Here is a 21,729-nt window from a genome sequence, read left to right as displayed (position 1 = left end):
TGATGCCTGATTTTTATAATGACTTTGCGACTGCCTTGCGTTGCTTTGACGCTGTTTTCCGGGGTCCCTGCACGCCATGCTCGCCGCCGTACAGATAGGCGGCGATGACGTCGCTCAGACGGGCCGCTTTTTCAACGTTCTTCTTGTTCGACACCATCAGCGCCACGGCCAGCGCTTCGATCATGGCCAGCGCCGTGCTGGCGCTGCTGGGCAGAACGGGGTGTGTGCTTTGCGCATACAGCGCGTGATCGGCCAGTTCGGCCAGGGGGGAGGCGGGCGAATCGGTAAGCGCCACGATGCAGGCGCCGCGGTCGCGCGCGAAGCTGGCCAGGCCGATGCAGTCGAGCGTGTAGCGGGGGAACGAGATCACCACCAGCACGTCGTGCGCGGTCAGGTTGACCAGGTGGCCGGCCGCCACTTCCGAGCCGCCGATGCCCACCACCTCCACCACATGCGGGCAAAATGGCTGCAGATGCTGCACCAGCATGCCTGCCAGGTTGGCCGACAGGCCAAAACCCATCACATACACCACCCTGGCGCGCGTCAGGCGGCGCACCACGGCCTGCATGGCGTGCGGCGACAGGGCATCGGACGTGGCGGCGATATTCGCGGCCGCATATTCCAGGCTTTCCGTGATGGGCGACGTGGTGCGCGCGCGGCGCTCTATCGTGCGGCGCAATTTGTCGACTGGCTGCAACAACGATTGCAGGGTTTCGGCCATGGCGCCGCGCATGGCCGAATAATTCTTCTGGCCGATATCGCGCGCGAAGCGGCTGATGGTGGCCGTCGATACCTGGCAGCTGTCAGCCAGTTCCTCGATGCCCAGCGCCGTCACCCGCATCTGGTTGCGCAGCAGGTAGTCGGCGATCTGCCGCTGCGAAGCCGAGCCGCCGGCCAGCACGTGCATCAGTGCCTGCCCCAGCGGAGACTGCGCGAACGCGGCATCGGGCGACGCCAGCGTGCCAACCCGTGGCGTGTGGGGACTGCTGCGTGCAGGATTGGCGGATGCTCTCATATCACTGGCGGCCTGTATTCTGGGGCACTGCGGATCACTGGCGGAAGGCGAAATCGGGTCGCTGGAACTTACTGTACTCATATCAAAAAGAAAACTCAACAAATATTTGTAAAAGGATTTTCATTGATTTACTTCGTGAAAATATTGCTACATAATCGACCGAAATCCATCAACCGCGCCCCGTTTTGGGGCGAATTCACCATGCAAGTACAACAGCACCCCATCTCCACCGCGCACGCCAGCGTAGCGTGCCAATTGAGCAGCTTTCACTTCGGCACCGCGGCAGCCACCAGCCGCAGCGGCAAGAAGGTCTACATCCAGGCGGCGCTGCATGCGGATGAAGTGCCGGGCATGCTGGTGTCGCAATTTTTGCGCCGCGAACTGCTGGCGCTGGAGGCGGCGGGCAAGGTGCATGGCGAAATCATCCTGGTGCCGGCCGCCAATCCGATCGGCCTGGCGCAAGCCATCCATGGCGCGCCGTTCGGCCGCTTCGACCTGACCACCGGCATCAACTTCAACCGCGCCTACCGCCACGTGGCCGATGAATTGAAAACCACGCTCGATGGCCAGCTGGGACAGGATGCGCAAGCCAACGTGGCGCTGATACGCGAGCATGCGCGCGCGGCAGTCGCCGCCTGGCGGCCGGGCACGGATGCGGAGACTTTGAAGAAAACCCTGCTGGGCATGGCCATCGACGCCGACATCGTGCTCGACCTGCATTGCGATAACGAGGCGGCCCTGCACATTTATACGGGCACGCCGCTGGCGGCGCAGATCGCGCCCCTGTCCGCGCTCTTGGGCGCGCGCGCCGTGCTGCTGGAACTGGCGGCTGGCGAAGAGCCGTTCGACGAAGCGTGCAGCCGGTTGTGGTGGGATCTCGGCGCGCACTTCGGCGGACGCTATCCGATTCCCGCCGCCTGCCTGTCGACCACGGTCGAGTTGCGCGGCGAGGTGGAAGTGAGCTACGCCCTGGCCGAACGCGACGCCGCCGCCCTGCTGCGCTTTCTCGCCATCGAGGGCGTGCTGGAGATAGCCGGCGCCGGCGACGATCTGCCCGCGCCGCAATGCGAACCGACGCCGCTGGCCGGCGTGGAACCGATCCTTGCGCCGCATCACGGCGTACTGGTGTATCTGCGCGAAATGGGCGACGTGCTGGCCGCCGGCGACGCCGTGGCCGACCTGATCGACCCCGTCAGCGGCGAGACGACAACCTTGCGCTGCACCGTGGCCGGCGTCTTTTTTGCGCGCAGCGCCCACCGCCACGTCCTGCGGGGCATGAACGTCGGCAAGGTCGCCGGCGCCGTCGCCTTCCGCGGCGGCAGCCTGCTGAGCCAATAAATGTCACAAAAAGCGCCATGAGAAAATTCAAGCTCCCCAATACCTTCGTCCTGCTGTGCGGCATCCTGGCCATGATCGCCCTGGCGACATGGCTGGTGCCGGGCGGGAAATTCGATACCCAGCTGGTGAACGGCAAGCAGCTGATCATCCCCGGAACGTTTCATTATGTCGACAACAAGCCGCAGGGACTCGCCGCGCTGATGATGGCGCCCATCAAGGGCTTCGTCGACGCCAGCCTGATCATCGGCTTCGTGCTGATCGTCGGCGGCGCCTTCGCCGTGCTGCAAAAAACGGAAGCCTTCGATTCGCTGATCAAGGCCATCGCCAAGGCGCATACCAGTTCGCGCTTCGTGCGCGCCGCCATCATCCCCGTCTTCTTCACGATGTTCTCGCTGGGCGGCGCCACCTTCGGCATGAACGAGGAAGCGATTCCCTTCATCCTGATCTTCGTGCCGCTGGCCCTGGCCCTGGGCTATGACACCATCACGGGGGTGTCGATTCCCTTCATCGGCTCGCAAGTGGGATTTTCCGCCGCCTTCCTGAACCCGTTCAACGTCGGCATCGCGCAGGGCATCGCCGGGGTGCCGATCTTTTCCGGCATCGGCTACCGCCTGATCGTGTGGGCCATCGCCACGGCGGTCAGCATCGTGTTCTTGATGTGGTACGCGGCGCGCATCAAGCGCCATCCGGAAAAAAGCCCGACCTACCTGCTCGATATCGAAAAGCGCAGCGAGCACACATTGGACCTGAACAGCTTTGCCGGCATGACGCGCACGCACCGCGCGGTGCTGTGGATTTTCATGGCAACCTTGCTGACGATGGTCGTCGGCGTCGTCAAGTACGACTGGTTCATCGATGAAATCGCCGCCCTGTTCCTGGTGATGGCCATCGTCGTCGGCCTGGTCGGCCGGCTCGACATGGACAGTCTGGTGGCGTCGTTCGTGCAGGGCGCGCGCGACATGGTCAGCGTGGCGCTGGTCATCGCGCTGGCGCGCGGCACCATGATCCTGGCGCGCGACGCGCAGATCATCGACACCATGCTGCACGCATTGACGCCCCTGGTGGCGTCGTCGAGTCCCGTCTTCGCCGCGCAAAAGATGTTCTTCATGCAGTCGGTGATCAACTTCTTCATCCACTCGGGCAGCGGCCAGGCGGCTCTCACCATGCCGATCATGGCGCCTCTGGCCGACCTGGTGGGCGTGACGCGCCAGACGGCCATCCTGGCCTTCCAGTTCGGCGAATTCACCACGCCGATGATCCCCACGTCCGGCATCACTGTCGGCGTGCTGGCGCTGGCGCGCGTGCCCTGGATTACGTGGGCCAAGTGGATGATTCCGCTGCAGCTGATTTACCTGGTGCTGGCGCTGCTGTTGCTGATTCCGCCCTGCCTGATGCACTGGCAGTAAAAAAGGCCACGGCGATGCGCAATCGCCGTGGCTTTCTTATTTTCTATACGCCTGTCCGTAGGCGCCATGGACGCCGCCCTTTGCCCAGTCGGCCATCAAGTCGTAAAACCCGGGCGTGATGATGGTGGGCTTGCGCGTTCCATCCGGCGCCTGAGCGTAGCTGCGCATGCCGTGATCGGCCTGCGGAAAAAGGTAGACGGAGATGGCCTGGCCCTGGCTGCGCAATGCCGTCAGACGCTCCACGGTGACGGCTGGCGGCGCCTGGCGGTCGTCCTCTGCCAGGGCCCATAACTGCGGCGCCGTCACTTGACTTACAACCTGCACGGGATCGAGCGACCAGTCGATATCGAGCTTGTCGAACCGCGGTATGCCATTTTTGCGCAGTTCATCAGCCGGCATGCCCAGCAACACCCCCGTGTAGCCTCCCTTGATGAGGGAAAACCACGGTTCCTTGCCAAACTGCTGCTGGAATGCCGACAGGTCGCCCAGTCCATCCCTGTAGCCGGATTTGACGATTCTGGCCGTGATATCCGTCGCCGTCCTGGCCTTGGCGATGACGTCGCCGCCATAGCCTTTGTCCCGCAATTCCATGGCGACCTGCGCCGCATCCTGCTCCGTGATATCGGCCACCAGGCCGTAGCCGATGCCGAGAAATTGCGCCTTGGCGCGCGCCAGCGCCAGCGGGGCGATCCAGCCGCCCTGGCTCACGCCCATCAGGCCGAAGCGGCCGTAGCGCCCTTGCGCCAACCGTTTTGCTTCGCGCGACGCGGCCACCAGGTCATCGGCCAGGCGCGGAAAATTCTGCGTATATTCGCCTTCGGACAGCCCCGTGCCGCGCTTGTCATACACGAAAACGGACACGCCCCGTCCAACCATCTGATAGGGATCGCGCGCGCGGTCGATCCAGCCGCTGCCTTCGGAACCATGGGCATACACGACCAGCGGCGTGTCCTTGCCTGCGCCCGGCGCTTCCATCAAACGGCCCGCGAGCATGACGCCATGCGATTCAAAGCGCGTATTCGATTCGGCCAATGCCACTTTCGGCCAGCGCCCCTTGCCGCTGACAAGCACCGCGTCCTCTCCGCAGACAACCAGTGCCCCGGCATCCTGCGTGTTGCCAACGGTCCCGTCGCTGAAGGTATAGCTGTACCCTTTTCCCCCTTTGGTGACGGCGACAAAGCCCGTCTGGTCCTGGCGAAAAATGCCCGTCTCGCAAGGCGCCGGGCTGAATGCATCCGGCATGGGCGCAGCAGTCGCCGAGAACGATACGGCAAGCAGAGGCCAGAAAAAATTTGAGGTCATGGGATCAGGGTCCGATAGGGGGCTGTCGCGTTGTTGATCAAGAAAACGGAAATATCAGGGCAGGACCGGGGCCGCGCGCAAACGGCTCCAGCTGCTCAACGCCGATAAATATCGGGAAGATACCGCTCCATCAGCGTCTCCGGCCTGAGCGGCGCCGTAAAGCCGTGACGCGCATACAAGCCATGCGCCGTGCTGGTGGCCAGCATGAAACGGCGCAAACCCTGCAAGTCGGGATGCGCCATCACGGCCTCCATCAGGCGCTTGCTGTAGCCGCGGCCGCGGCACTCTTCCAGCACATACACGTCGACCAGATAGGCAAACGTGGCGTAGTCGCTGACCACGCGGGCGAACGCCACTTGACGGCCGTCCAGCGTGCCGCCGAAGCATAGCGAATGGTCAATAGCGCGCTGTACGGTGGCCTGCGCGATGCCGATGGCCCATGTCGATTGCGTACTGAGAAAATGGTGAATGGCCGGAACGTCAAGTTCCGCCTTGTCGCTACTGATCTTCAAGTGTGGCATCACGCTGTCCGCCTGTCGTGGGAAAAGCCGATCATCGGCGATTTGCGCGCTGCTGTCACCTGAGCAGGAAAGAATCGGGCTGCCGCCCCTTCTGACTGCTGATGACGGGGGTACTCTGCCTGCTGCTGCCGTAGCTGCGACTGGCACGCTGCCGCCATGCTTACAGGGCGGCTTTCTCTTCGGCGTTCAGACGCTTGGCGCTGACATACACAGTATGCATGGTGGCTTGATCGGCGCTGGCGACGAAGGTCACGGAAGCGGCCGGCGCGGCGCGGAACTTCGGCACGGCGGCGGTGGCCAGGCTGGTAGCAGCGGCGATGGCGATGATGGCGACGAAGATGGCTTCCATGTTTTTAGCGATGTTCATGATGGTGTCCTTTGGGTGGCTGGTTGTCTGCTGCGATGATTGAACTGTAGACCGATCCCCCCTGAACTGCCATCGGATTGCGACCAAACGCACGATTCGCGGGACAGAATACAAAAAGCTCGGATGAAACGCACAACGTGCCCGCGTCGTGGCATTTGAGGCTTGCGAGCCCCATTCCTGGCCATTTCAGCGCCCTGCAAGGTCCTAAAAGCCCTACCGCCGGCCAACCTTGTTTATAATCGCCGTACACTAAAGGACTTCTTTCATGACTGATCAATTCTCCAAAAAGGGCGAAGCCTGGTCGGCCCGGTTTTCCGAACCGGTCTCGGACCTCGTCAAGCGCTACACAGCTTCTGTATTTTTTGATAAGCGCCTGGCGCTGTTCGACATCGAAGGCTCGCTGGCCCATGCGGAAATGCTGCATGCGCAAGCCATCATCAGCCCGGCCGATTACGCGGAAATCCAGCGCGGCATGGCGCAAATCTCGCAGGAAATCGCCGCCGGCCAGTTCGAATGGCTGCTGGACCTGGAAGATGTCCATCTGAATATCGAAAAACGCCTGACCGAACTGGTAGGCGACGCGGGCAAGCGCCTGCACACGGGCCGTTCGCGCAACGACCAGGTGGCGACCGACATCCGCCTGTACGTGCGCTCCGCCATCGACGACATCACCACCCTGCTGGCGACGTTCCGCAGCGCGCTGACGGACCTGGCCGAGCAGCATGCCGACACCATCATGCCGGGCTTTACCCACATGCAGGTGGCCCAGCCGATCACCTTTGGCCACCACATGCTGGCGTATGTTGAAATGTTCGGCCGCGACGCCGAGCGCATGGCCGACTGCCGCAAGCGCGTCAACCGCCTGCCGCTGGGCGCCGCCGCGCTGGCCGGCACCACCTTCCCCATCGACCGCTTGCGCGTGGCAAAAACGCTGGGCTTTGACGATGTGTGCCACAACTCGCTCGACGCCGTCTCGGACCGCGATTTCGCCATCGAATTTTGCGCCGCCTCCGCCGTGCTGATGATGCACGTGTCGCGCATGGCCGAAGAACTGGTGATCTGGATGAGCCCACGCATCGGTTTCATCGACATCGCCGACCGCTTCTGCACCGGCTCGTCGATCATGCCGCAAAAGAAAAACCCGGACGTGCCGGAACTGGCGCGTGGCAAGACGGGCCGCGTGTATGGCCACCTGACCGGCCTGCTGACCCTGATGAAAGGCCAGCCGCTGGCGTACAACAAGGACAACCAGGAAGACAAGGAACCGCTGTTCGACACCGTCGATACCGTCATCGACACCCTGCGCATCTTCGCCGACATGGCCGGCGGCATCACGGTGAAGCCGGAAGCGATGCGCGCGGCAGCCCTGCAGGGCTATGCCACGGCGACCGACCTGGCCGATTACCTGGTCAAGAAAGGCTTGCCGTTCCGCGACGCCCATGAAGCGGTGGCCCTGGCCGTGCGCGCCTGCGTCGATGCGGGCTGCGACCTGGCCGACCTGTCGCTGGAGCAGCTGCGCGCCTTCTCGCCACTGACGGGCGAAGACGTGTTTGAAGTGCTGACCCTGGAAGGCTCCGTGGCCGCGCGCGACCACGTGGGCGGCACCGCGCCAAACCAGGTGCGCGCCGCGATTGCCCGCGTGCGCACGCAGCTGGAAAAATAAGCGGCTTCCATCCCGCAAACGCCCCGCTGCAGCGCTGCAGCGGGGCGTTTTTCATTGCGCGACGATCTTCGACAGCACGGAAAAGGCGGCCCCCGTCTGTGATGCTTCCAGCAGCAAGGTCAGTTCCGTGTAGGTGCAGATGATATTGATCAGATTAATGCGCTCCCAGGCCAGGCGCTTGAGGATGGCGTGATACACGCCTGGCGTATAGCAGGTCTCGGGCGCCAGGTGCAGGGTCACGGCCGTCACGCGCTCCAGGCGCGCCAGTTCCTGCTCGCCGCCGAAGACCTCTTCCACCAGCGCGTGCAGGCTGCGGCTGCAGATCACCATCACCTCGTTGACGCCGCGCGTGACCGTGATGAAGGTGCCGCGCTGGGGTGCGGCCAGCGCCAGCAACTGGCGCTGGCAGTCATAGGTCTGGTCGGAATAGCGGTAGGTAAAAATCATCAATTCACTGCGCGTGGAAAGTTCTCCCGCGCGGTGCGCCAGCACGATTTCGCCGCTTTTCTGCTGCGGCATCCGTTCGGCCAGGCGGCGCAGCGCCATCACCACGGCGGCCTGCCCCACCGGTTTCCATAAGTCGCTCTGCAATTGCGGCTGCAGCTGGCGCGCCAGTTCCGACAGGTTCAGCAAGCCGCGGCCCAATCCCTCGCTGAGAAAGGCCGATTCCATCACGATCTGTTCCACTTTGGTCGCTATCGAAAGCATAGTTCGTCGGGCCGGTGATTCCGGTGCACGCACCAGGAGCCGGCAACCCTTCCTGAAAAAAGGATGCACTGCGCCAGCGGCCGCGCCGGGCGGCGCGGTCGGACTCGCGGAAAAGAACCCCCTCGCGGGGGAAGAACCGGCTGGCGGCGGCTAGGAAGGCGGATGCAGCATGAATGCCGCTCCAGAGGGGAAATGGCTGAAACCAACAGCAGAAAACAGAACTGACGTCATGTGAAACTCCCGAATTTTTTTCCCGATGCGCTGTATCTGGACGCGGTCATTGCCGCGTGCGCTTTTTTTGTCTTCGCCTGGTCCGTTGGGGCCACGCGAATACCTAGTGTAGATCGCAACATTTAGAAAATGCAACAGTGTTTTTCCAACAGAACGCGCCATTAGGGGAAGTAGTCCAAAACAAAAGTTACAGCTTGTGGTAGATCAAACTTTGCGCTGATGTAGCACCGACAAATGTTCAATTCTTAACAAAAATTCGCGTAGTGACCCATTTCTTGAATTTTTTGACATGGCGATATCGACAAGTTTAGTGTCCCCCTACCCGGCGTCATGCCACCACAAAACGGCAGGCTATCCGCCTGTCAGGCACGCCGGGGTGGCCATCAGGCATCGCGGCCAGCTCATTCACCATTTCCTTAACCGATACCATGGAGCAGAAATGAATTTACGTTTGACGATAGTTGCCGCATCCATCGCCGCCCTGCCGCTGATGGCTACCACGGCAGACGCCGCCACGCCGCTGCCACAGACCCTGATGGCCGCCCCGGTCGCCCTGGCTTCTCCACAAGAGACCGCCAGCCTGGTCAACAAGCTGGCTGCGCAGGCGCGAAGCCGCGGCCTGAATACCGAACATGGCTTTGCCGTCGGCGCCCAGCATCCTGGCGTCAGCGGCACACGCGTGAGCCGCGTGCAGCACACCTACAAGGGTTTGCCCGTCTTCGGTTCCGAAACGGTCGTGGTCAGCAACAGCGCCGGCGACATCGTCAGCGAATCCGTGTCGGACCGCGCTTCCGGCCTCGGTAGCGGCGGTGTCAATTCCGTCACCCGCAGCGCCACCACCGATATCGACACCACGCCCGCCATCAGCGCGGCGGCAGCCATCGCCGCCGCCGTGGACAGCATCGGCGTGCGCGCCGTCGACCACGTGCCGCCGCATGCGCAACTGCTGATCTACCCCGTCATGAAAACCGTGCGCGTGGCCGGCGCCGAGAACAAATCGGAAGCCGCGTTGAACGCCCTCGACGTGCAGGACGTGGTCGACCACTACGAGCTGGCCTATCTGGTGCAGACGCGCATGATCAGCGGTAACAAGCCCGTCTACTACGACACCGTCGTCAGCGCCAAGGATGGCCGCATCCTGCGTCAATGGAAAGCCCTGAAAACCGTGGCCGGCATCGGCAACAGCCAGTACAACGGCCAGGTACCGCTCAACACGACGCTCACGGGCAGCACCTACACCATGAAGGACCCCAGCCGCGGCACGGGCGGCAGCTTCGGCGGCATGGCCATCACGAATGCCAATCACGGCACCAGCTCGGGCAGCGTGTACAGCAGCACCAGCAATACCTGGGGCGACGGCCAGCAATACATCAACGGCGGCAGCACCACCAACGCCAACGGCCAGACGGCGGCCGTGAACGCGATGTGGGGCCTGATGAACACCTACGACACGCACAAGAATGTGCTGGGCTGGTCCAGCCTGGACGGCAACAACACGGCTACCCACATCGCCGCCCACGTCAACACGGCCTATGACAACGCCTACTACGACAGCAGCTGCAAGTGCATGTACATCGGCGACGGCGGCAGCTCGTTCAACAACCTCGGTTCCATCGACGTGATCGGCCACGAAATGGGCCACGGCATCACGGACGCCACCTCGGGCCTGATCTACTCGCAAGAGTCGGGCGGCTTGAACGAATCGAGCTCGGACATCGCCGGTGAAATGGTGGAAGCGTATGCGCGCGCCGGCGGCACGGGCACCACGATCCCCAACACGGGCAACGATTGGATGACGGGCAAGGAAATCGCCAAGAATGGCCAGCCGCTGCGTTGGCTGTACAAGCCAAGCAAGGATGGCAGCAGCCCGAATGCGTGGAGCAGCACCATCAAGAACCTCGACGTCCACTACAGCAGCGGCCCGAACAACCGCATGTTCTACTTCCTGTCGCAAGGTTCGAACTCCACGTCCAGCAGCGACTACTACAGCTCCTACCTGAACAAAAGCCCGCTGGCCATGACCGGTATCGGCAGCGACAAGGCTTACCGCATCTGGTTCAAGGCCGCCACCACCAAGTTCACTTCGTCGACCAACTACGCCGACGCGCGCAACAAGGTGCTGCTGGCAGCCGAGGAACTGTATGGCGTGGGCAGCGCCGAGGCGATCGCCGTCAAGCGCGCGTATGCGGCCATCAACGTGGGCGCCGACGTCGATGAATCGACGACGGGCGGCGCGGTGACCATCACCAGCCAGCCGGCCAGCATCACCGTCGCACCGGGCGCCACCGCCTCGTTCGCAGTGGGCGCGGGCGGCGGCACTGCACCGTACACCTACAAGTGGTACCGCAACGGCGCCGTGATCAGCGGCGCCACATCGCCCGCCTACAGTTTCACGACCGTAGCGGCCGACAGCGGCGCCGTCTTCAAGGCCACGGTGACGGATTCGTCCTCGCCTGCCGTGACGGCCACGTCGAACAACGCCACGCTGACGGTGGGCACGAGCAGCGCCACCGAACGCGTGACGAACGGCGGCTTCGAGTCCGGCGCCACGGGTTGGAGCGGCACCACGGGCGCCATCGGCACCTTCACGGGCCAAACCGCGTACGAAGGCACGAAGTACGCCTGGCTGGGCGGCAACGGCGCCACGGCCAGCGAATCGCTGACGCAAAGCGTGGCCATCCCGGCTGCCGCCACCTCGGCCAGCCTGACCTTCGCGCTGCATATCGACACGGCTGAAACGGGCAATACCGTGTACGACAAGCTGGTCGTCACCGTGAAGAACAGCGCCGGCACGGTGCTGGGCACCCTGGCCTCGTACTCGAACGTGAACAAGGCTGCCGGCTACCAGATCCGCACGTTTGACCTGATCGCCTACAAGGGCCAGACCGTGCAGATCTCGTTTGCCGCGACCGAGGACGCATCGCTGCAAACCTCGTTCGTGATCGACAAGGTCAGCCTGGTCACCCAGTAAGCGGCTGAACATGCGGGCAAGCCATCAATACAAGGCTTGCCCGCACAACACGATTGATTTCCTGGCAATTCCAGTCTACCCTGAGGCAGTGATTGCAGCTTGCCTGCTGCCGGTACCCGCGACGAATTGAACTTTTTTTGGATTGTTCCTGACCGATGCCTACTTCGACCTTGTCCGCACGCGCATTCCCCTTTTCACATCACCCCATTTTGACGCCCCAGGCCCTCGCCATGCTCGCCTGAGCCGACGATGCAGTTCCACCTCCAGGTGCAGGGCCCGGCGGGCAGCCAGGCGCTGGCCATCGACGCCGCCAGCGAGGCCGAAGCGATCCGCGCGGCCGTGCGCGGCGGCTGGCGCGTGCTGGCCGTCGACGCTGGCGCTGCGCAGGAGACGGGCGTCGCGCTGCGTCCCGGCAAACAGGGCCTGCCTCTGCTGCAATTCAGCCAGGAGCTGCTGGCCCTGCTCGAAGCGGGCCTGAACCTGGGCGAAGCCATGGCCACCCTGCATAACAAGGAAACGCGGCCAAGCGCAAAGGCCACGCTGGCCGCCATCGTGCTCACCTTGCAACAGGGCCTAAGCTTTTCCGACACCCTGGCCGGTTTCCCCGACATCTTCCCCGACATTTACATCGCCACCGTGCATGCGGCCGAACGCTCGGGCAACCTGCCCGAGGCGCTGGCGCGCTTCGTCGGCTACCAGCTGCAGTTCGACGCCATCCGCAAGAAACTCATTTCCGCCGCCATCTACCCGTGCATGCTGCTCGTCGTCGGCGGCCTGGTGACCCTGTTCCTGCTCGGCTACGTGGTGCCCAAATTCAGCGTCGTCTACGAAAGCTCGGGCCGCGAGATTCCCTGGATGTCGCAAATGCTGCTCGGCTTTGGCCAGACCCTGGCCGCGCATCCGCTGCTGTGCGCCAGCGCGCTGGCCGCCGTGGTGGCCGCCGTGGTCTTCGGCATCGCCAATGCCGGCGCGCGCCAGGCCCTGGTCTTGCGCCTGCTGCGCCTGCCCGTGCTGGCGGAGAAGGCTGCCGAATTCCGCCTGGCCCGCTTCTACCGGGCTCTCAGCCTGCTGCTGCATGCCGGCATCCCCCTGCACAAGGCGCTGGCCATGGTCGCGCCCATGCTGCTGCCGGCGCAGCAGGAGCAGCTGGCGCAGGCGCGCCGCGCGGTGCAGGAAGGCATGCCGTTTTCCACCGCGCTGGAACACGCCGGCATGGCCACGCCGGTGGCGCAATCGCTGCTGAAAGTGGGCGAGAACACGGGCCGCCTGGGTGACATGCTGGAACGCTCGGCCAAATTCCACGACGAGGAATTCGCCCGCTGGGTGGACTGGGCCTCGCGCCTGCTCGAACCGCTCTTGATGACCATCATCGGCGTCGTCATCGGCGGCGTCGTGGTGCTGATGTACATGCCGATCTTTGAACTGGCCGGGAGCTTATCGTGACGGTTTTTACCATGTGGTGCCTGCCATGAACGCGCGCGACGAAGAACGGGCCGTGCTTGATGCTGCCATGCTGCGCCGGGCCCACGCCAGCGCGCTGGAACAGGGCCGCCCGCGGATGGCCGTGCTGCAGGAAATGGCGGCCCTGCCGCCCGAAGTCTTTTTGCGCCAGCTGGCCGCCCTGTTCCGCTACCCGGCCTGGACGATGGCCGAGCTGCAAGCCGCCTTGCCCGCCTTTGCCCTGCTGCCCTACACGGATTGCGCCCAGCGCGACTGCGTGCTGCTGCAGCCGGGCGTACCCGGCGCGCCGCCCGTGCTCGTCGTCGGCAACCCGTTTGCGGAAGACCTGCTGCAGTGGGCCGACTTCGCCCTGTCCACGCCCTTCACGGTGGCGCTGGCGCACCCGGACGACCTGGCCGCCTATCTGCTGCAGCAGGAAAGCGTGCAGCAGGCGATGCAGGAAATGCAGCACGGAGATGACGTGCCGGGACTCGACCAGAGTATCGAGGATATCTCGCTGATCCGCATCAGCGAAGACAGCAGCCCCGTAGTGAAACTGGTGAACTCCACCATCTACGATGCCCTGAAATTCCAGGCCAGCGACATCCACCTCGAATGCGACGTGGCCAGCCTGGTCATCAAATACCGCGTCGACGGCGTGCTGGTGCAGGCGGGCCAGGTGCAGGGACTGGCGATGGCCGAGCAGATCATCTCGCGCATCAAGGTCATGGCCGATCTCGACATCGCCGAGCGCCGCATCCCGCAGGACGGCCGCTTCAAGGTGCGCGTGAAAGGGGCGGAGATCGACTTTCGCGTCTCCATCATGCCGAATATCTTTGGCGAGGACGCCGTGCTGCGCCTGCTGGACCGGCGCGCGCTGACGGAAGCGGCGCAAGCGCTGCGCCTGGAAAGCCTGGGCCTGAACGAGGACGCCATCGAGCAGATACGCCGCCTGGCCGCCAAGCCGCACGGCATGCTGCTGGTGACCGGGCCCACGGGTTCCGGCAAGACCACCACCCTGTATGCGGCCATCACGGAAATCAATACGGGCCGCGACAAGATCGTCACCATCGAAGACCCCGTCGAATACCGCTTGCCGCGCGTGCTGCAGATACCCGTCAATGAAAAGAAGGGACTGACGTTCGCGCGCGGCCTGCGCTCCATCCTGCGCCACGATCCCGACAAGATCATGATCGGCGAAATCCGCGACGACGAGACGGCGCAGATCGCCGTGCAGGCCGCGCTCACGGGCCACCTGGTGTTTACCACCGTGCACGCGAATAACGTCTTTGATGTGGTCGGGCGCTTCCTGCACATGGGCGTGGACGCCTACAGCTTTGCGGCGGCCCTGAACGGCATCGTGGCGCAGCGCCTGCTGCGCCTCAATTGCGCCCATTGCGCCGTCGATGCCAGCGCCGAGGTGCTGGCCGATGCGCAGCAGCTGCGCGACAGCGGCCTGGCCCTGCACCAGGTGCAGGACTGGCAATTCATGGCCGGCAAGGGCTGCGGCCACTGCCGCGGCACCGGCTACAAGGGCCGCAAGGCCGTCGCCGAAGTGCTGATGCTCAGCGACGCCATGCGCGAAATGATCTGCACGCGGGCGCCCTTGAGCCAGATGAAGGAAGAAGCGGCGCGCAACGGCTTTCGCCTGGCGCGCGAAGCGGGCCTGGACCTGGTGCGGCGCGGCGAAACCACTTTAGCGGAGCTCAATCGTGTCACTTATTGAACGCCTTACCCGCGCCACCCTGTGCCTGCACCTGGCGCCGCACGGGCTGCACGGCGTGCTGCGCCGCGCCGGCCGTCCCGTGCCCGACAGCGCCTTCCACCTGCCCATTGCGAACCCCGACGCCAGCTGGGAAGTGGCGCTGGCCGCCCTGCGCGGCTGGCTCGAACAGCACAGTGAAAAAAAACTGCCGTTGGCCGTCAGCCTGGCCAGCCGCTGGTGCGCCATGCTGATGGTGCCGTGGAGCGGCGCCCTGCTCGACCGGAGCAGCGCACAGCGCTTCCTGCATAGCCAGTTCGCTGCCGTCTACGGCGATGGCGCGCGCGCCTGGCGCCTGGCTGCCGACGATGCGCCCTATGGCAAGCCACGCCTGGCCTGCGGCATCGATGCGGCCCTGCTGCACGGCGTGCAGGATGCGGCGGCCGCGAATGGACGGCGCTGCCTGTCCCTTGAACCCATCGTCGGGCCGGCCTGGCGTAGCATCGCCGGCGGCAGACCTGCCGCCTTCGCCCTGGTGGAAGCGGGACGGCTGCTGCTGGCAACGACGGGCGGCGGGCGCATCACGGGCCTGCATAGCCAGTCCTGCGGCGCCGCCTGGGGCGACGAACTGGATCGGGCGTGGCGGCGCTGGAACTTGCGCGCACCACAGCTGGACGCGATCGAACACGTGGCGCTGCTCGACTTGAGCGGCATGCCGCAGGACGAGCTGCCGGCGCGCTTCCAGTCCCTTCCCGTGGCCGGCGCCGCCCACCTGATGCGGGAGGCAGCATGGGCCTGAGCCGCCTGGAATTGCTGGCGCCCGGCGCAGTGCAGACATTCAAGGGCTGGCGCCTGGCCCTGTGCCTGGCGGGCGGCTTGCTGCTGCTGCCGGCCGCCGGGTACTGGCTGGTGCAGGCGCAGGAAACGCGGCGCCTGGAAGCGCAGCTGGCGCAGCTGCAGCCCGCGCGTCCCGTGCGCGCGCCCTTGTCCGCCAGCCAGCAGCGCGAACGCGACATCGAACTGAAACAGGTGGCTGCCGCCGTGCGCCAGCTTAACCTGCCCGTCACGCGCCTGGTCAAGACCGTGCAGGCGCCGCGCGACGTGCGCGTGGCCTTGCTGGGGCTGGACCTGAACGCGCAGCAGGGACAGGATGGCGCCAGCGTCCTGAAGATCGCCGCCGAGGCGGAAACGCCGCAGGACATGCTCAACTACCTGGCTTTCCTGAACCAGCAGCCCATGTTCAGCTCCGTGTATCTGCTCAAGCATGAAATGAACGCGAACGCCCCCGAACATCCTTATCGTTTTCAGCTGGAGGCGCAATGGCGGCAATAAAACCCGTATTCAAAGCCAGCACGCCCGTGGCCCGCGCGCGCCTGCAGCTGCGCATGCCGCCGCGCCTGGCGTGGGAAGCGCAACGGTTGGGGCGCACCCTCGGCTGGCCCAGCGCCCTCGGCGCGGCCTGCCTGGCGCTGGCCGCTTTCGCCATGCAGCAGGGCGATGCGCTGGCCGCACGCCAGCAGCAACTGGCGGCGCAACTGGCCGCTGCGGCGAAACAGTCGGCGCAGCCGCCGGTCGCCGTCGCGCTCGATGCCGATGCGGACAGCCTGGCCGCCTTTCACGCCTACCTGCCCGCGCATGACAGCATTCCCGACCAATTGAAGGCCTTGCTGGAAGTGGCGCAAAAGAGCGGCGTCACCCTGGCCAAGGCCGACTACAAGCCGCAGGAAGACGGCAACACGGCCTTCCTGCGCTACCAGATCACCCTGCCCGTCAAAGCCGAATACGCGCAGCTGCAGACCTTTATCGTCGATGCCCTGCAGGCGCTGCCCACCCTGACGCTCGACTCCGTGCTCTTCAAACGCGAGCAGATCGAGGCGGGCGAGATCGACGCGCGCATCCAGTTCATCCTGCTGGTGAAAAAGGCGGAGGTGCGCCGATGAAAAAAGCCGTACTGGGAGGCGCCGCCGTGGCGACCTTGCTGGCCGCCCTCTTCGCGCCCGAGGATGAAGGCAGCATCGTGGGACCGGCCACGGCCACCACGCGCCAGGTGGAGCGGGTGGCGCCAGCCCCCCTCGCCGCAGCCGCCGTTCCGCAAACCAATCGTGCGCTGGCCATCGAACCGCGCCGGGGACTCGATGACGACGAGGCAGCGACCCTGTTCGCCAAGCAGAGCTGGCAGCCGGAGACGCCGAAGAAGATCATGCTCGACCAGCAGGCAGCCCAGGCGGCACTACCCGCAGCCCGCGTGGATGCAAACGCGCCGCCACCGCTGCCATTTCAATTCCTGGGCCGCTTTGTCGACGAAGGCAAGGCCGCCTACTTCCTGCAGGCGGGCGAACGCAATGTGGTGGCGCGCCCCGGCGACACGCTCGAAGAGCGCTACCGCTTCGACGGCGTGGTGCAGGGTTCTCTGCAATTTACCTATCTGCCGCTCAACCTGAAACAGACACTCGCCGTAGGGGACCTCAATTGAAACGACGCGCCGCACGTATGTCTCGTACTATCCTCACCCTGCTGCCGGTGCTGTCCCTGCTGGCCGCCTGCGCCGGCAACCAGGCCTATAACGATGGCCAGGCCATGCTGGGCGCGGGCCGCACGGAACAGGGGCTGGCCCTGCTGGAACAGGCGGCGCAGGCCGAGCCGACCAACGCCAAGTACCGTATCGCCGTCACGAATGGCAGGATGCGCGCGCTGAACAAGCTGAATGGCGCTGCGGAGGCGCTGCGCCAGCAGGGCAAGCTGCCCGAAGCGCAGGCGTTGTACCAGCAGGCGCTCGCGCTGGATGCCAGCAACGACGTGGCGCATCGGGGTCTGGCCGGCGTGGCGCAGGATGAACGGCACCGCAAGCTGGTGCAGGAAGCGCAGGCCGGCTACCAGCGCGGCGGCGAAGCGAATATCGCGCAGGCGCAGGAATCCCTGCGCCAGGTGCTGCAGGAGCGCCCCGCACAGCGCGAGGCGCTGGCCCTGAAAAGCCGCATCGGCGAGGCGCAATCCAAAAGCCTGCCGGCCGGCGGCAAGCTGGCGGCCGCCTACAGGAAACCAGTCACCCTGGAATTTCGCGACGCGCCGCTGCGCTCCGTGTTCGATTTCATCAGCAAGGTGTCGGGCCTGAACTTCGTCTTCGACAAGGAAGTCGATCCCGCCCTGCGCGCCACCATTTCCGTGCGCGACACCAGCATCGAAGAGGCGATTGCCATGCTGCTGGGCGCCAACCAGCTGGAACAAAGCGTCACCAGCGACAAGTCGATCACGATCTACCCGAACACGCCGCAAAAGGTGAAGGATTACCAGCAGCTCGTGGTACGCACCTTCTTCCTCGCCAATGCCGACGTCAAGACGGTGGCGTTCTCCATCAAGACCCTGCTCAAGGCCAAGGACGTCGTCACCGACGAGCGACTGGGCATCATCATGCTGCGCGATACGCCGGAAATGGTGCGCATGGCCGAACGCATCATCAACGTGCAAGACCTGGCCGACCCGGAAGTGATGCTGGAAGTCGAGGTGCTGGAAATCAAGCGCACGCGCCTGATGGAACTGGGCGTGCGCTGGCCGGACCAGGCCAGCCTGACACTGGCCGGCGTCGCAGGCAGCACGGGAGGACTCGGCGGCCTGAAGGTGGCGGACCTGCACCGCATCAATGGCGACAATATCAACCTGGGCATCGGCGGCGTGACCCTGAACGCCAACAAGACAGACAGCGACAGCAATATCCTGGCCAACCCGCGCATCCGCGTGCGCAACAAGGAAAAGGCGAAGATCCTCATCGGCGACCGCGTGCCCGTCATTACCGTCACGACGAATAACGGCGTCAGTTCCGACAGCGTCAACTACATCGACGTGGGTTTGAAGCTCGACGTCGAACCGAACGTCTACCTGGACGACGAAGTGGCCATCAAGATCAACCTGGAAGTGTCGAACGTCGTCAAGGAAGTGATCAGCAAGACGGGCACGCAGGCTTACCAGATCGGCACGCGCAGCGCTTCCACGGTGCTGCGCCTGAAGGATGGCGAGACGCAGGTGCTGGCAGGCCTGATCAGCGATGAAGACCGGGGCACGGCCAACAAGGTGCCGGGCGTGGGCGAGCTGCCCGTGCTGAACCGCCTGTTCGGCAGCCAGAAGGACGACGCCATGCGCAGCGAGATCGTGCTGTCGATCACGCCGCGCCTGCTGCGCAGCATCCGCCGCCCGGACCTGACGACGGCCGAATTCAATTCCGGCACCGAGACATCCGTGGGCGGCCGCGCCAGCGTGGGCGGCTCCCCCGAGGCTATCGCCGCGCCAGAACAGGCCGCGCCGCGCACCGGCTCGCCCATGACGGGTGGCGACGAAGCGCCTGCCGCCGGCGACAAGGCCACGGTCAAGGGTGGCCAGTGAAACAGCGGGGCTTTACCTTCATCGAGCTGATGATCACCCTGGCCATCATGGCGACCCTGGCCACGGTGGCCGTGCCGATGGCGCAGGTGGCCTTGCAACGGGCGAAGGAACAGCAATTGCGCAGCGCTCTGATCGAGATGCGCGAAGCCATCGATGCCTACAAGCGCGCTTCGGACAATGGCCGCATCAAGCTGTCGCTGGGCGCTTCCGGCTATCCGAAAAAACTCGAGGAACTGGTCGAGGGGGTGCCCGATCAGCGCAGCGTCTCGAAGCAGAACATCTATTTTTTGCGCCGCCTGCCACGCGACCCGTTCCAGCCCAGGGAAGAAGGCAGCGCCGCCGACAGCTGGAGCAAGCGCGCCTATGCCTCGCCACCTGACAATCCCAGCGAAGGCGAGGACGTGTTCGACGTCGCCTCGCGCTCGACCAAGGTGGGCCTGAACGGCGTGCCGCTCAATCAATGGTGAACTTGATGCCCGCTTCTATCTCACGCCGCGGCTTTACTTTGGTCGAACTGCTGGTGGTGCTGGCGATCATCTCGCTGCTGCTGACGATCGCCATTCCCCGCTATTTCGGTTCGGTGGAAAAGTCGAAGGAAGTCGCCCTGAAGGAAAACCTGCAAGTGCTCAGGAGCGGCCTGGATAAATACTATGCCGACAAGGGCGAGTATCCGGCCGCCCTGGACGACCTCGTGACCCACCATTACTTCCGCAGCGTGCCGCTGGACCCCGTCACGGAGTCGGCCGCCACCTGGCAATTGATCCCTTCGCCCAATGGCGAGATCGGCGGCGTGGCCGACGTGCGCAGCGGCGCCAAGGGCAAGACGCGCGAGGGCATCCCCTTTGAGCAGCTCTGATTTTCGACGCCGCGCACGGGGCTTCGCCTACATCTGGACCCTGATGCTGGTGGCCTTCATGGGCGTGGGCCTGGTGCTGGCCAGCGAACTGTTTGCCACGGCTGCGCGGCGCGACAAGGAGCGCGAGCTGCTGTTCATCGGCCATGAATTCCGCAACGCGCTGGGCCGCTACTACGACAGCACGCCGGGCGACGGGCGGCCCCGCTATCCCTTGACCTTGCAGGAACTGCTGCGCGATCCGCGCTTTGCCAACGCCCGGCGGCACTTGCGCCGCCTGTATGCGGACCCTGTCACGGGCAAGGCGGAATGGGGTGTGCTGCGGCAGGAGGGACGCATCGTCGGCATCCATTCGCTGTCGCCACAGCTCCCCATCAAGCAGGACAATTTTCTCGACGAAGACGCCAGCCTGCGCCGCAAGCAGCGCTACGCGGATTGGCACTTCACGTATCCGCACGACCTGGTGCTGGCCCCGCCCGATGCCGCCGGCGGCGCGCCCGGACTCAAGCCGAAAGGCGCAAACTGATATCATGCCCGCATTCCATATTCAGCATCGAGCAAAGGAGCAGGCATGAGCATAGGTGGCACTTCCATCGAACAGGCATTGGCATCGCTGTCGGACATGACGGGCGGCATGGTCGCCATCGGCATGGACGAACATGCGCAACGCATCGCCAGGGCGCAGGCCTTCATGCGCAAACAGGGCATCGCCGCGGTCTACCTGAACGCGGGCGCCAATCTCACCTATTTCACTGGCACCAAATGGTATGCCAGCGAACGCATGGTGGGCGCCATCCTGCCGGCCAGCGGAGAGATCGAATACATCGCCCCCGCCTTCGAGGAAAGCACCTTGCAAGGCTTCATGCTCATCGAAGGCAAGGTCAATTGCTGGGAAGAGCATGAAAGCCCGTACCAGCTGTTCGTCGACGTACTGGCGCGCATGGGGATAGCTCAGGATGAAGCTGCGCCGCCACGCGTGGGCATCTGCGAAAGCGCCGCCTTCTTCATCTACGACGGCATCAAGCCGCTGGCTCCCGGCTACGCGCTGGAAAACGCGCGCGCCGTCACCGCGTACTGCCGCAGCCGCAAGTCACCGGCGGAAATCGCCCTGATGCAGCGCGTAATGGACATGACCCTGGCCGTGCACGTGGCCACGGCCAGCATGCTGTACGAAGGCATCACGACGGTGGAAGTGGAAGAATTCATCCAGCGCGCGCACCGCAAGGTGGGCGCGCCCCGCTCGTATTTCTGCATCGTGCTGTTCGGCGAAGCGACTGCCTACCCGCATGGCGTCAACTACGTGCAAACCTTGAAAACGGGCGACACGGTGCTGATCGATACGGGCTGCCAGGTGATGAACTACATCTCCGACATCACACGCACCTATGTGTTTGGCGCCATCAGCGAGCGCCAGCGCAGCGTATGGAACAGCGAAAAGGCAGCGCAGGCAGCTGCATTCGCGGCCGCCCGGCTGGACGTGCCCTGCGGCGACGTGGATCGCGCCGCGCGCGTCTCGCTGGAGGCAGATGGCTTCGGCCCCGGCTACAAGCTGCCCGGCCTGCCGCACCGCACGGGCCACGGCATCGGCCTCGATATCCACGAGTGGCCTTACCTGGTGGGCAATGACACGACGCCGCTGGACGTGGGCATGTGCTTCTCGAACGAGCCGATGATCTGCATCCCCGGCGAATTCGGCATCCGCCATGAAGACCATTTCTACATGACGGAAAATGGTCCGCGCTGGTTCACGCAGCCGGCGCACAGCATCGATGATCCGTTCGGCTTGCACGCGTAAGCAGATGCCCTTGGGTTGGATTACGCTGCGCTAATCCAACCTG

20 protein-coding genes are annotated in these 21,729 nt (G+C 64.4%); 15 read left to right on the top strand and 5 right to left on the bottom strand.

The window, feature by feature from the left end; genetic code table 11:
* Window positions 1-13: 13 nt before the first annotated feature.
* Window positions 14-1,015, bottom strand: a complete 1,002-nt coding sequence (locus tag IGS58_RS02175) for a MurR/RpiR family transcriptional regulator (protein WP_230520563.1) — start codon at window positions 1,013-1,015, stop codon at window positions 14-16.
* A 201-nt stretch (window positions 1,016-1,216) separates the two neighbouring features.
* Between IGS58_RS02175 and IGS58_RS02170 the strand changes: the two genes are divergently transcribed.
* Both IGS58_RS02170 and IGS58_RS02165 read left to right on the top strand, forming a co-directional pair.
* Complete coding sequence (locus IGS58_RS02170) at window positions 1,217-2,353, top strand: succinylglutamate desuccinylase/aspartoacylase family protein (protein WP_070256141.1); 1,137 nt, start codon at window positions 1,217-1,219, stop codon at window positions 2,351-2,353.
* Between the two features lie 17 nt (window positions 2,354-2,370).
* Window positions 2,371-3,759, top strand: coding sequence for a YfcC family protein (locus tag IGS58_RS02165; RefSeq protein WP_083299835.1), 1,389 nt, complete (start codon window positions 2,371-2,373; stop codon window positions 3,757-3,759).
* A 36-nt stretch (window positions 3,760-3,795) separates the two neighbouring features.
* Here the strand turns inward: IGS58_RS02165 and IGS58_RS02160 are convergent, their stop codons facing one another.
* The 3 genes from IGS58_RS02160 to IGS58_RS02150 form a co-directional block, all read right to left on the bottom strand.
* Window positions 3,796-5,001: an alpha/beta hydrolase family protein gene (locus IGS58_RS02160; protein WP_167468698.1), complete on the bottom strand. Its 1,206-nt coding sequence runs from the start codon at window positions 4,999-5,001 to the stop codon at window positions 3,796-3,798.
* A 155-nt stretch (window positions 5,002-5,156) separates the two neighbouring features.
* A complete protein-coding gene (locus IGS58_RS02155) occupies window positions 5,157-5,582 on the bottom strand; it encodes a GNAT family N-acetyltransferase (RefSeq protein ID WP_070256102.1) in 426 nt (141 codons plus the stop codon).
* Window positions 5,583-5,742: 160 nt separating this feature from the next.
* The gene (locus tag IGS58_RS02150) at window positions 5,743-5,949 is read right to left on the bottom strand and encodes a hypothetical protein (protein ID WP_070256105.1); all 207 of its coding nucleotides are present in this window, start codon (window positions 5,947-5,949) and stop codon (window positions 5,743-5,745) included.
* 265 nt (window positions 5,950-6,214) lie between these two features.
* On the opposite strand from IGS58_RS02150, the gene argH reads away from it, so the two are divergent.
* Window positions 6,215-7,612, top strand: coding sequence for an argininosuccinate lyase (argH, locus tag IGS58_RS02145; RefSeq protein WP_099389069.1), 1,398 nt, complete (start codon window positions 6,215-6,217; stop codon window positions 7,610-7,612).
* A gap of 51 nt (window positions 7,613-7,663) precedes the next feature.
* Here the strand turns inward: argH and IGS58_RS02140 are convergent, their stop codons facing one another.
* Window positions 7,664-8,320: a hypothetical protein gene (locus IGS58_RS02140; RefSeq protein ID WP_034780353.1), complete on the bottom strand. Its 657-nt coding sequence runs from the start codon at window positions 8,318-8,320 to the stop codon at window positions 7,664-7,666.
* A 670-nt stretch (window positions 8,321-8,990) separates the two neighbouring features.
* Here IGS58_RS02140 and IGS58_RS02135 point away from each other — a divergent pair.
* The 12 genes from IGS58_RS02135 to IGS58_RS02080 all read left to right on the top strand — a co-directional run bounded on the left by IGS58_RS02135 (window position 8,991) and on the right by IGS58_RS02080 (window position 21,686).
* Window positions 8,991-11,522 (top strand): M4 family metallopeptidase, encoded by a 2,532-nt coding sequence (locus tag IGS58_RS02135; RefSeq protein WP_034780355.1) that lies wholly within the window; start codon window positions 8,991-8,993, stop codon window positions 11,520-11,522.
* A 249-nt stretch (window positions 11,523-11,771) separates the two neighbouring features.
* Window positions 11,772-12,965, top strand: a complete 1,194-nt coding sequence (locus tag IGS58_RS02130; RefSeq protein WP_070281608.1) for a type II secretion system F family protein — start codon at window positions 11,772-11,774, stop codon at window positions 12,963-12,965.
* A gap of 25 nt (window positions 12,966-12,990) precedes the next feature.
* Complete coding sequence (locus IGS58_RS02125; protein WP_070253776.1) at window positions 12,991-14,688, top strand: GspE/PulE family protein; 1,698 nt, start codon at window positions 12,991-12,993, stop codon at window positions 14,686-14,688.
* Window positions 14,675-15,463 (top strand): hypothetical protein, encoded by a 789-nt coding sequence (locus IGS58_RS02120; RefSeq protein WP_230520562.1) that lies wholly within the window; start codon window positions 14,675-14,677, stop codon window positions 15,461-15,463. The genes IGS58_RS02125 and IGS58_RS02120 overlap by 14 nt, the downstream gene beginning before the upstream one ends.
* Window positions 15,454-15,996, top strand: a complete 543-nt coding sequence (locus IGS58_RS02115; RefSeq protein WP_070253771.1) for a hypothetical protein — start codon at window positions 15,454-15,456, stop codon at window positions 15,994-15,996. Before IGS58_RS02120 ends, IGS58_RS02115 begins: the two co-directional genes overlap by 10 nt.
* Window positions 15,984-16,604 (top strand): type 4a pilus biogenesis protein PilO, encoded by a 621-nt coding sequence (gene pilO / locus IGS58_RS02110; protein WP_230520561.1) that lies wholly within the window; start codon window positions 15,984-15,986, stop codon window positions 16,602-16,604. The genes IGS58_RS02115 and pilO overlap by 13 nt, the downstream gene beginning before the upstream one ends.
* Window positions 16,601-17,137 carry a hypothetical protein gene (locus IGS58_RS02105; RefSeq protein ID WP_230520560.1) on the top strand — a complete coding sequence of 179 codons (537 nt, stop codon included), beginning with the start codon at window positions 16,601-16,603 and terminating at the stop codon, window positions 17,135-17,137. Before pilO ends, IGS58_RS02105 begins: the two co-directional genes overlap by 4 nt.
* Window positions 17,138-17,154: 17 nt before the next feature.
* A complete protein-coding gene (locus IGS58_RS02100) occupies window positions 17,155-19,038 on the top strand; it encodes a secretin and TonB N-terminal domain-containing protein (protein ID WP_230520559.1) in 1,884 nt (627 codons plus the stop codon).
* Window positions 19,035-19,505, top strand: a complete 471-nt coding sequence (locus tag IGS58_RS02095; RefSeq protein WP_329957964.1) for a type II secretion system protein — start codon at window positions 19,035-19,037, stop codon at window positions 19,503-19,505. Before IGS58_RS02100 ends, IGS58_RS02095 begins: the two co-directional genes overlap by 4 nt.
* A 5-nt stretch (window positions 19,506-19,510) precedes the next feature.
* Window positions 19,511-19,894 carry a type II secretion system protein gene (locus IGS58_RS02090; protein WP_230520558.1) on the top strand — a complete coding sequence of 128 codons (384 nt, stop codon included), beginning with the start codon at window positions 19,511-19,513 and terminating at the stop codon, window positions 19,892-19,894.
* Window positions 19,881-20,417: a type II secretion system protein gene (locus IGS58_RS02085; RefSeq protein WP_230520557.1), complete on the top strand. Its 537-nt coding sequence runs from the start codon at window positions 19,881-19,883 to the stop codon at window positions 20,415-20,417. Before IGS58_RS02090 ends, IGS58_RS02085 begins: the two co-directional genes overlap by 14 nt.
* A gap of 45 nt (window positions 20,418-20,462) precedes the next feature.
* Window positions 20,463-21,686 carry a M24 family metallopeptidase gene (locus IGS58_RS02080; protein ID WP_230520556.1) on the top strand — a complete coding sequence of 408 codons (1,224 nt, stop codon included), beginning with the start codon at window positions 20,463-20,465 and terminating at the stop codon, window positions 21,684-21,686.
* Window positions 21,687-21,729: the final 43 nt, after the last annotated feature.

Origin of the sequence: Janthinobacterium sp. EB271-G4-7A, assembly GCF_020858075.1 — a bacterium.
Classification (GTDB): domain Bacteria; phylum Pseudomonadota; class Gammaproteobacteria; order Burkholderiales; family Burkholderiaceae_D; genus Janthinobacterium; species Janthinobacterium lividum.
Note: the sequence above shows the minus strand (reverse complement) of the source record. Positions and strands in the feature narration are given on the sequence as shown.

What these genes read in the sequence shown, in the direction of transcription:
- IGS58_RS02080 (WP_230520556.1), top strand. Translation starts at nt 20,463, where the DNA reads ATGAGCATAGGTGGCACTTCCATCGAACAGGCATTGGCATCGCTGTCG.
- IGS58_RS02105 (WP_230520560.1), top strand. Translation starts at nt 16,601, where the DNA reads ATGAAAAAAGCCGTACTGGGAGGCGCCGCCGTGGCGACCTTGCTGGCC.
- pilO (WP_230520561.1), top strand. Translation starts at nt 15,984, where the DNA reads ATGGCGGCAATAAAACCCGTATTCAAAGCCAGCACGCCCGTGGCCCGC.
- IGS58_RS02135 (WP_034780355.1), top strand. Translation starts at nt 8,991, where the DNA reads ATGAATTTACGTTTGACGATAGTTGCCGCATCCATCGCCGCCCTGCCG.
- IGS58_RS02155 (WP_070256102.1), bottom strand. Translation starts at nt 5,582, where the DNA reads ATGCCACACTTGAAGATCAGTAGCGACAAGGCGGAACTTGACGTTCCG.
- IGS58_RS02170 (WP_070256141.1), top strand. Translation starts at nt 1,217, where the DNA reads ATGCAAGTACAACAGCACCCCATCTCCACCGCGCACGCCAGCGTAGCG.
- IGS58_RS02100 (WP_230520559.1), top strand. Translation starts at nt 17,155, where the DNA reads ATGTCTCGTACTATCCTCACCCTGCTGCCGGTGCTGTCCCTGCTGGCC.
- IGS58_RS02125 (WP_070253776.1), top strand. Translation starts at nt 12,991, where the DNA reads ATGAACGCGCGCGACGAAGAACGGGCCGTGCTTGATGCTGCCATGCTG.
- IGS58_RS02140 (WP_034780353.1), bottom strand. Translation starts at nt 8,320, where the DNA reads ATGCTTTCGATAGCGACCAAAGTGGAACAGATCGTGATGGAATCGGCC.
- IGS58_RS02130 (WP_070281608.1), top strand. Translation starts at nt 11,772, where the DNA reads ATGCAGTTCCACCTCCAGGTGCAGGGCCCGGCGGGCAGCCAGGCGCTG.
- IGS58_RS02115 (WP_070253771.1), top strand. Translation starts at nt 15,454, where the DNA reads ATGGGCCTGAGCCGCCTGGAATTGCTGGCGCCCGGCGCAGTGCAGACA.
- IGS58_RS02090 (WP_230520558.1), top strand. Translation starts at nt 19,511, where the DNA reads ATGCCCGCTTCTATCTCACGCCGCGGCTTTACTTTGGTCGAACTGCTG.
- IGS58_RS02160 (WP_167468698.1), bottom strand. Translation starts at nt 5,001, where the DNA reads ATGCCGGATGCATTCAGCCCGGCGCCTTGCGAGACGGGCATTTTTCGC.
- IGS58_RS02150 (WP_070256105.1), bottom strand. Translation starts at nt 5,949, where the DNA reads ATGAACATCGCTAAAAACATGGAAGCCATCTTCGTCGCCATCATCGCC.
- argH (WP_099389069.1), top strand. Translation starts at nt 6,215, where the DNA reads ATGACTGATCAATTCTCCAAAAAGGGCGAAGCCTGGTCGGCCCGGTTT.
- IGS58_RS02165 (WP_083299835.1), top strand. Translation starts at nt 2,371, where the DNA reads ATGAGAAAATTCAAGCTCCCCAATACCTTCGTCCTGCTGTGCGGCATC.
- IGS58_RS02175 (WP_230520563.1), bottom strand. Translation starts at nt 1,015, where the DNA reads ATGAGAGCATCCGCCAATCCTGCACGCAGCAGTCCCCACACGCCACGG.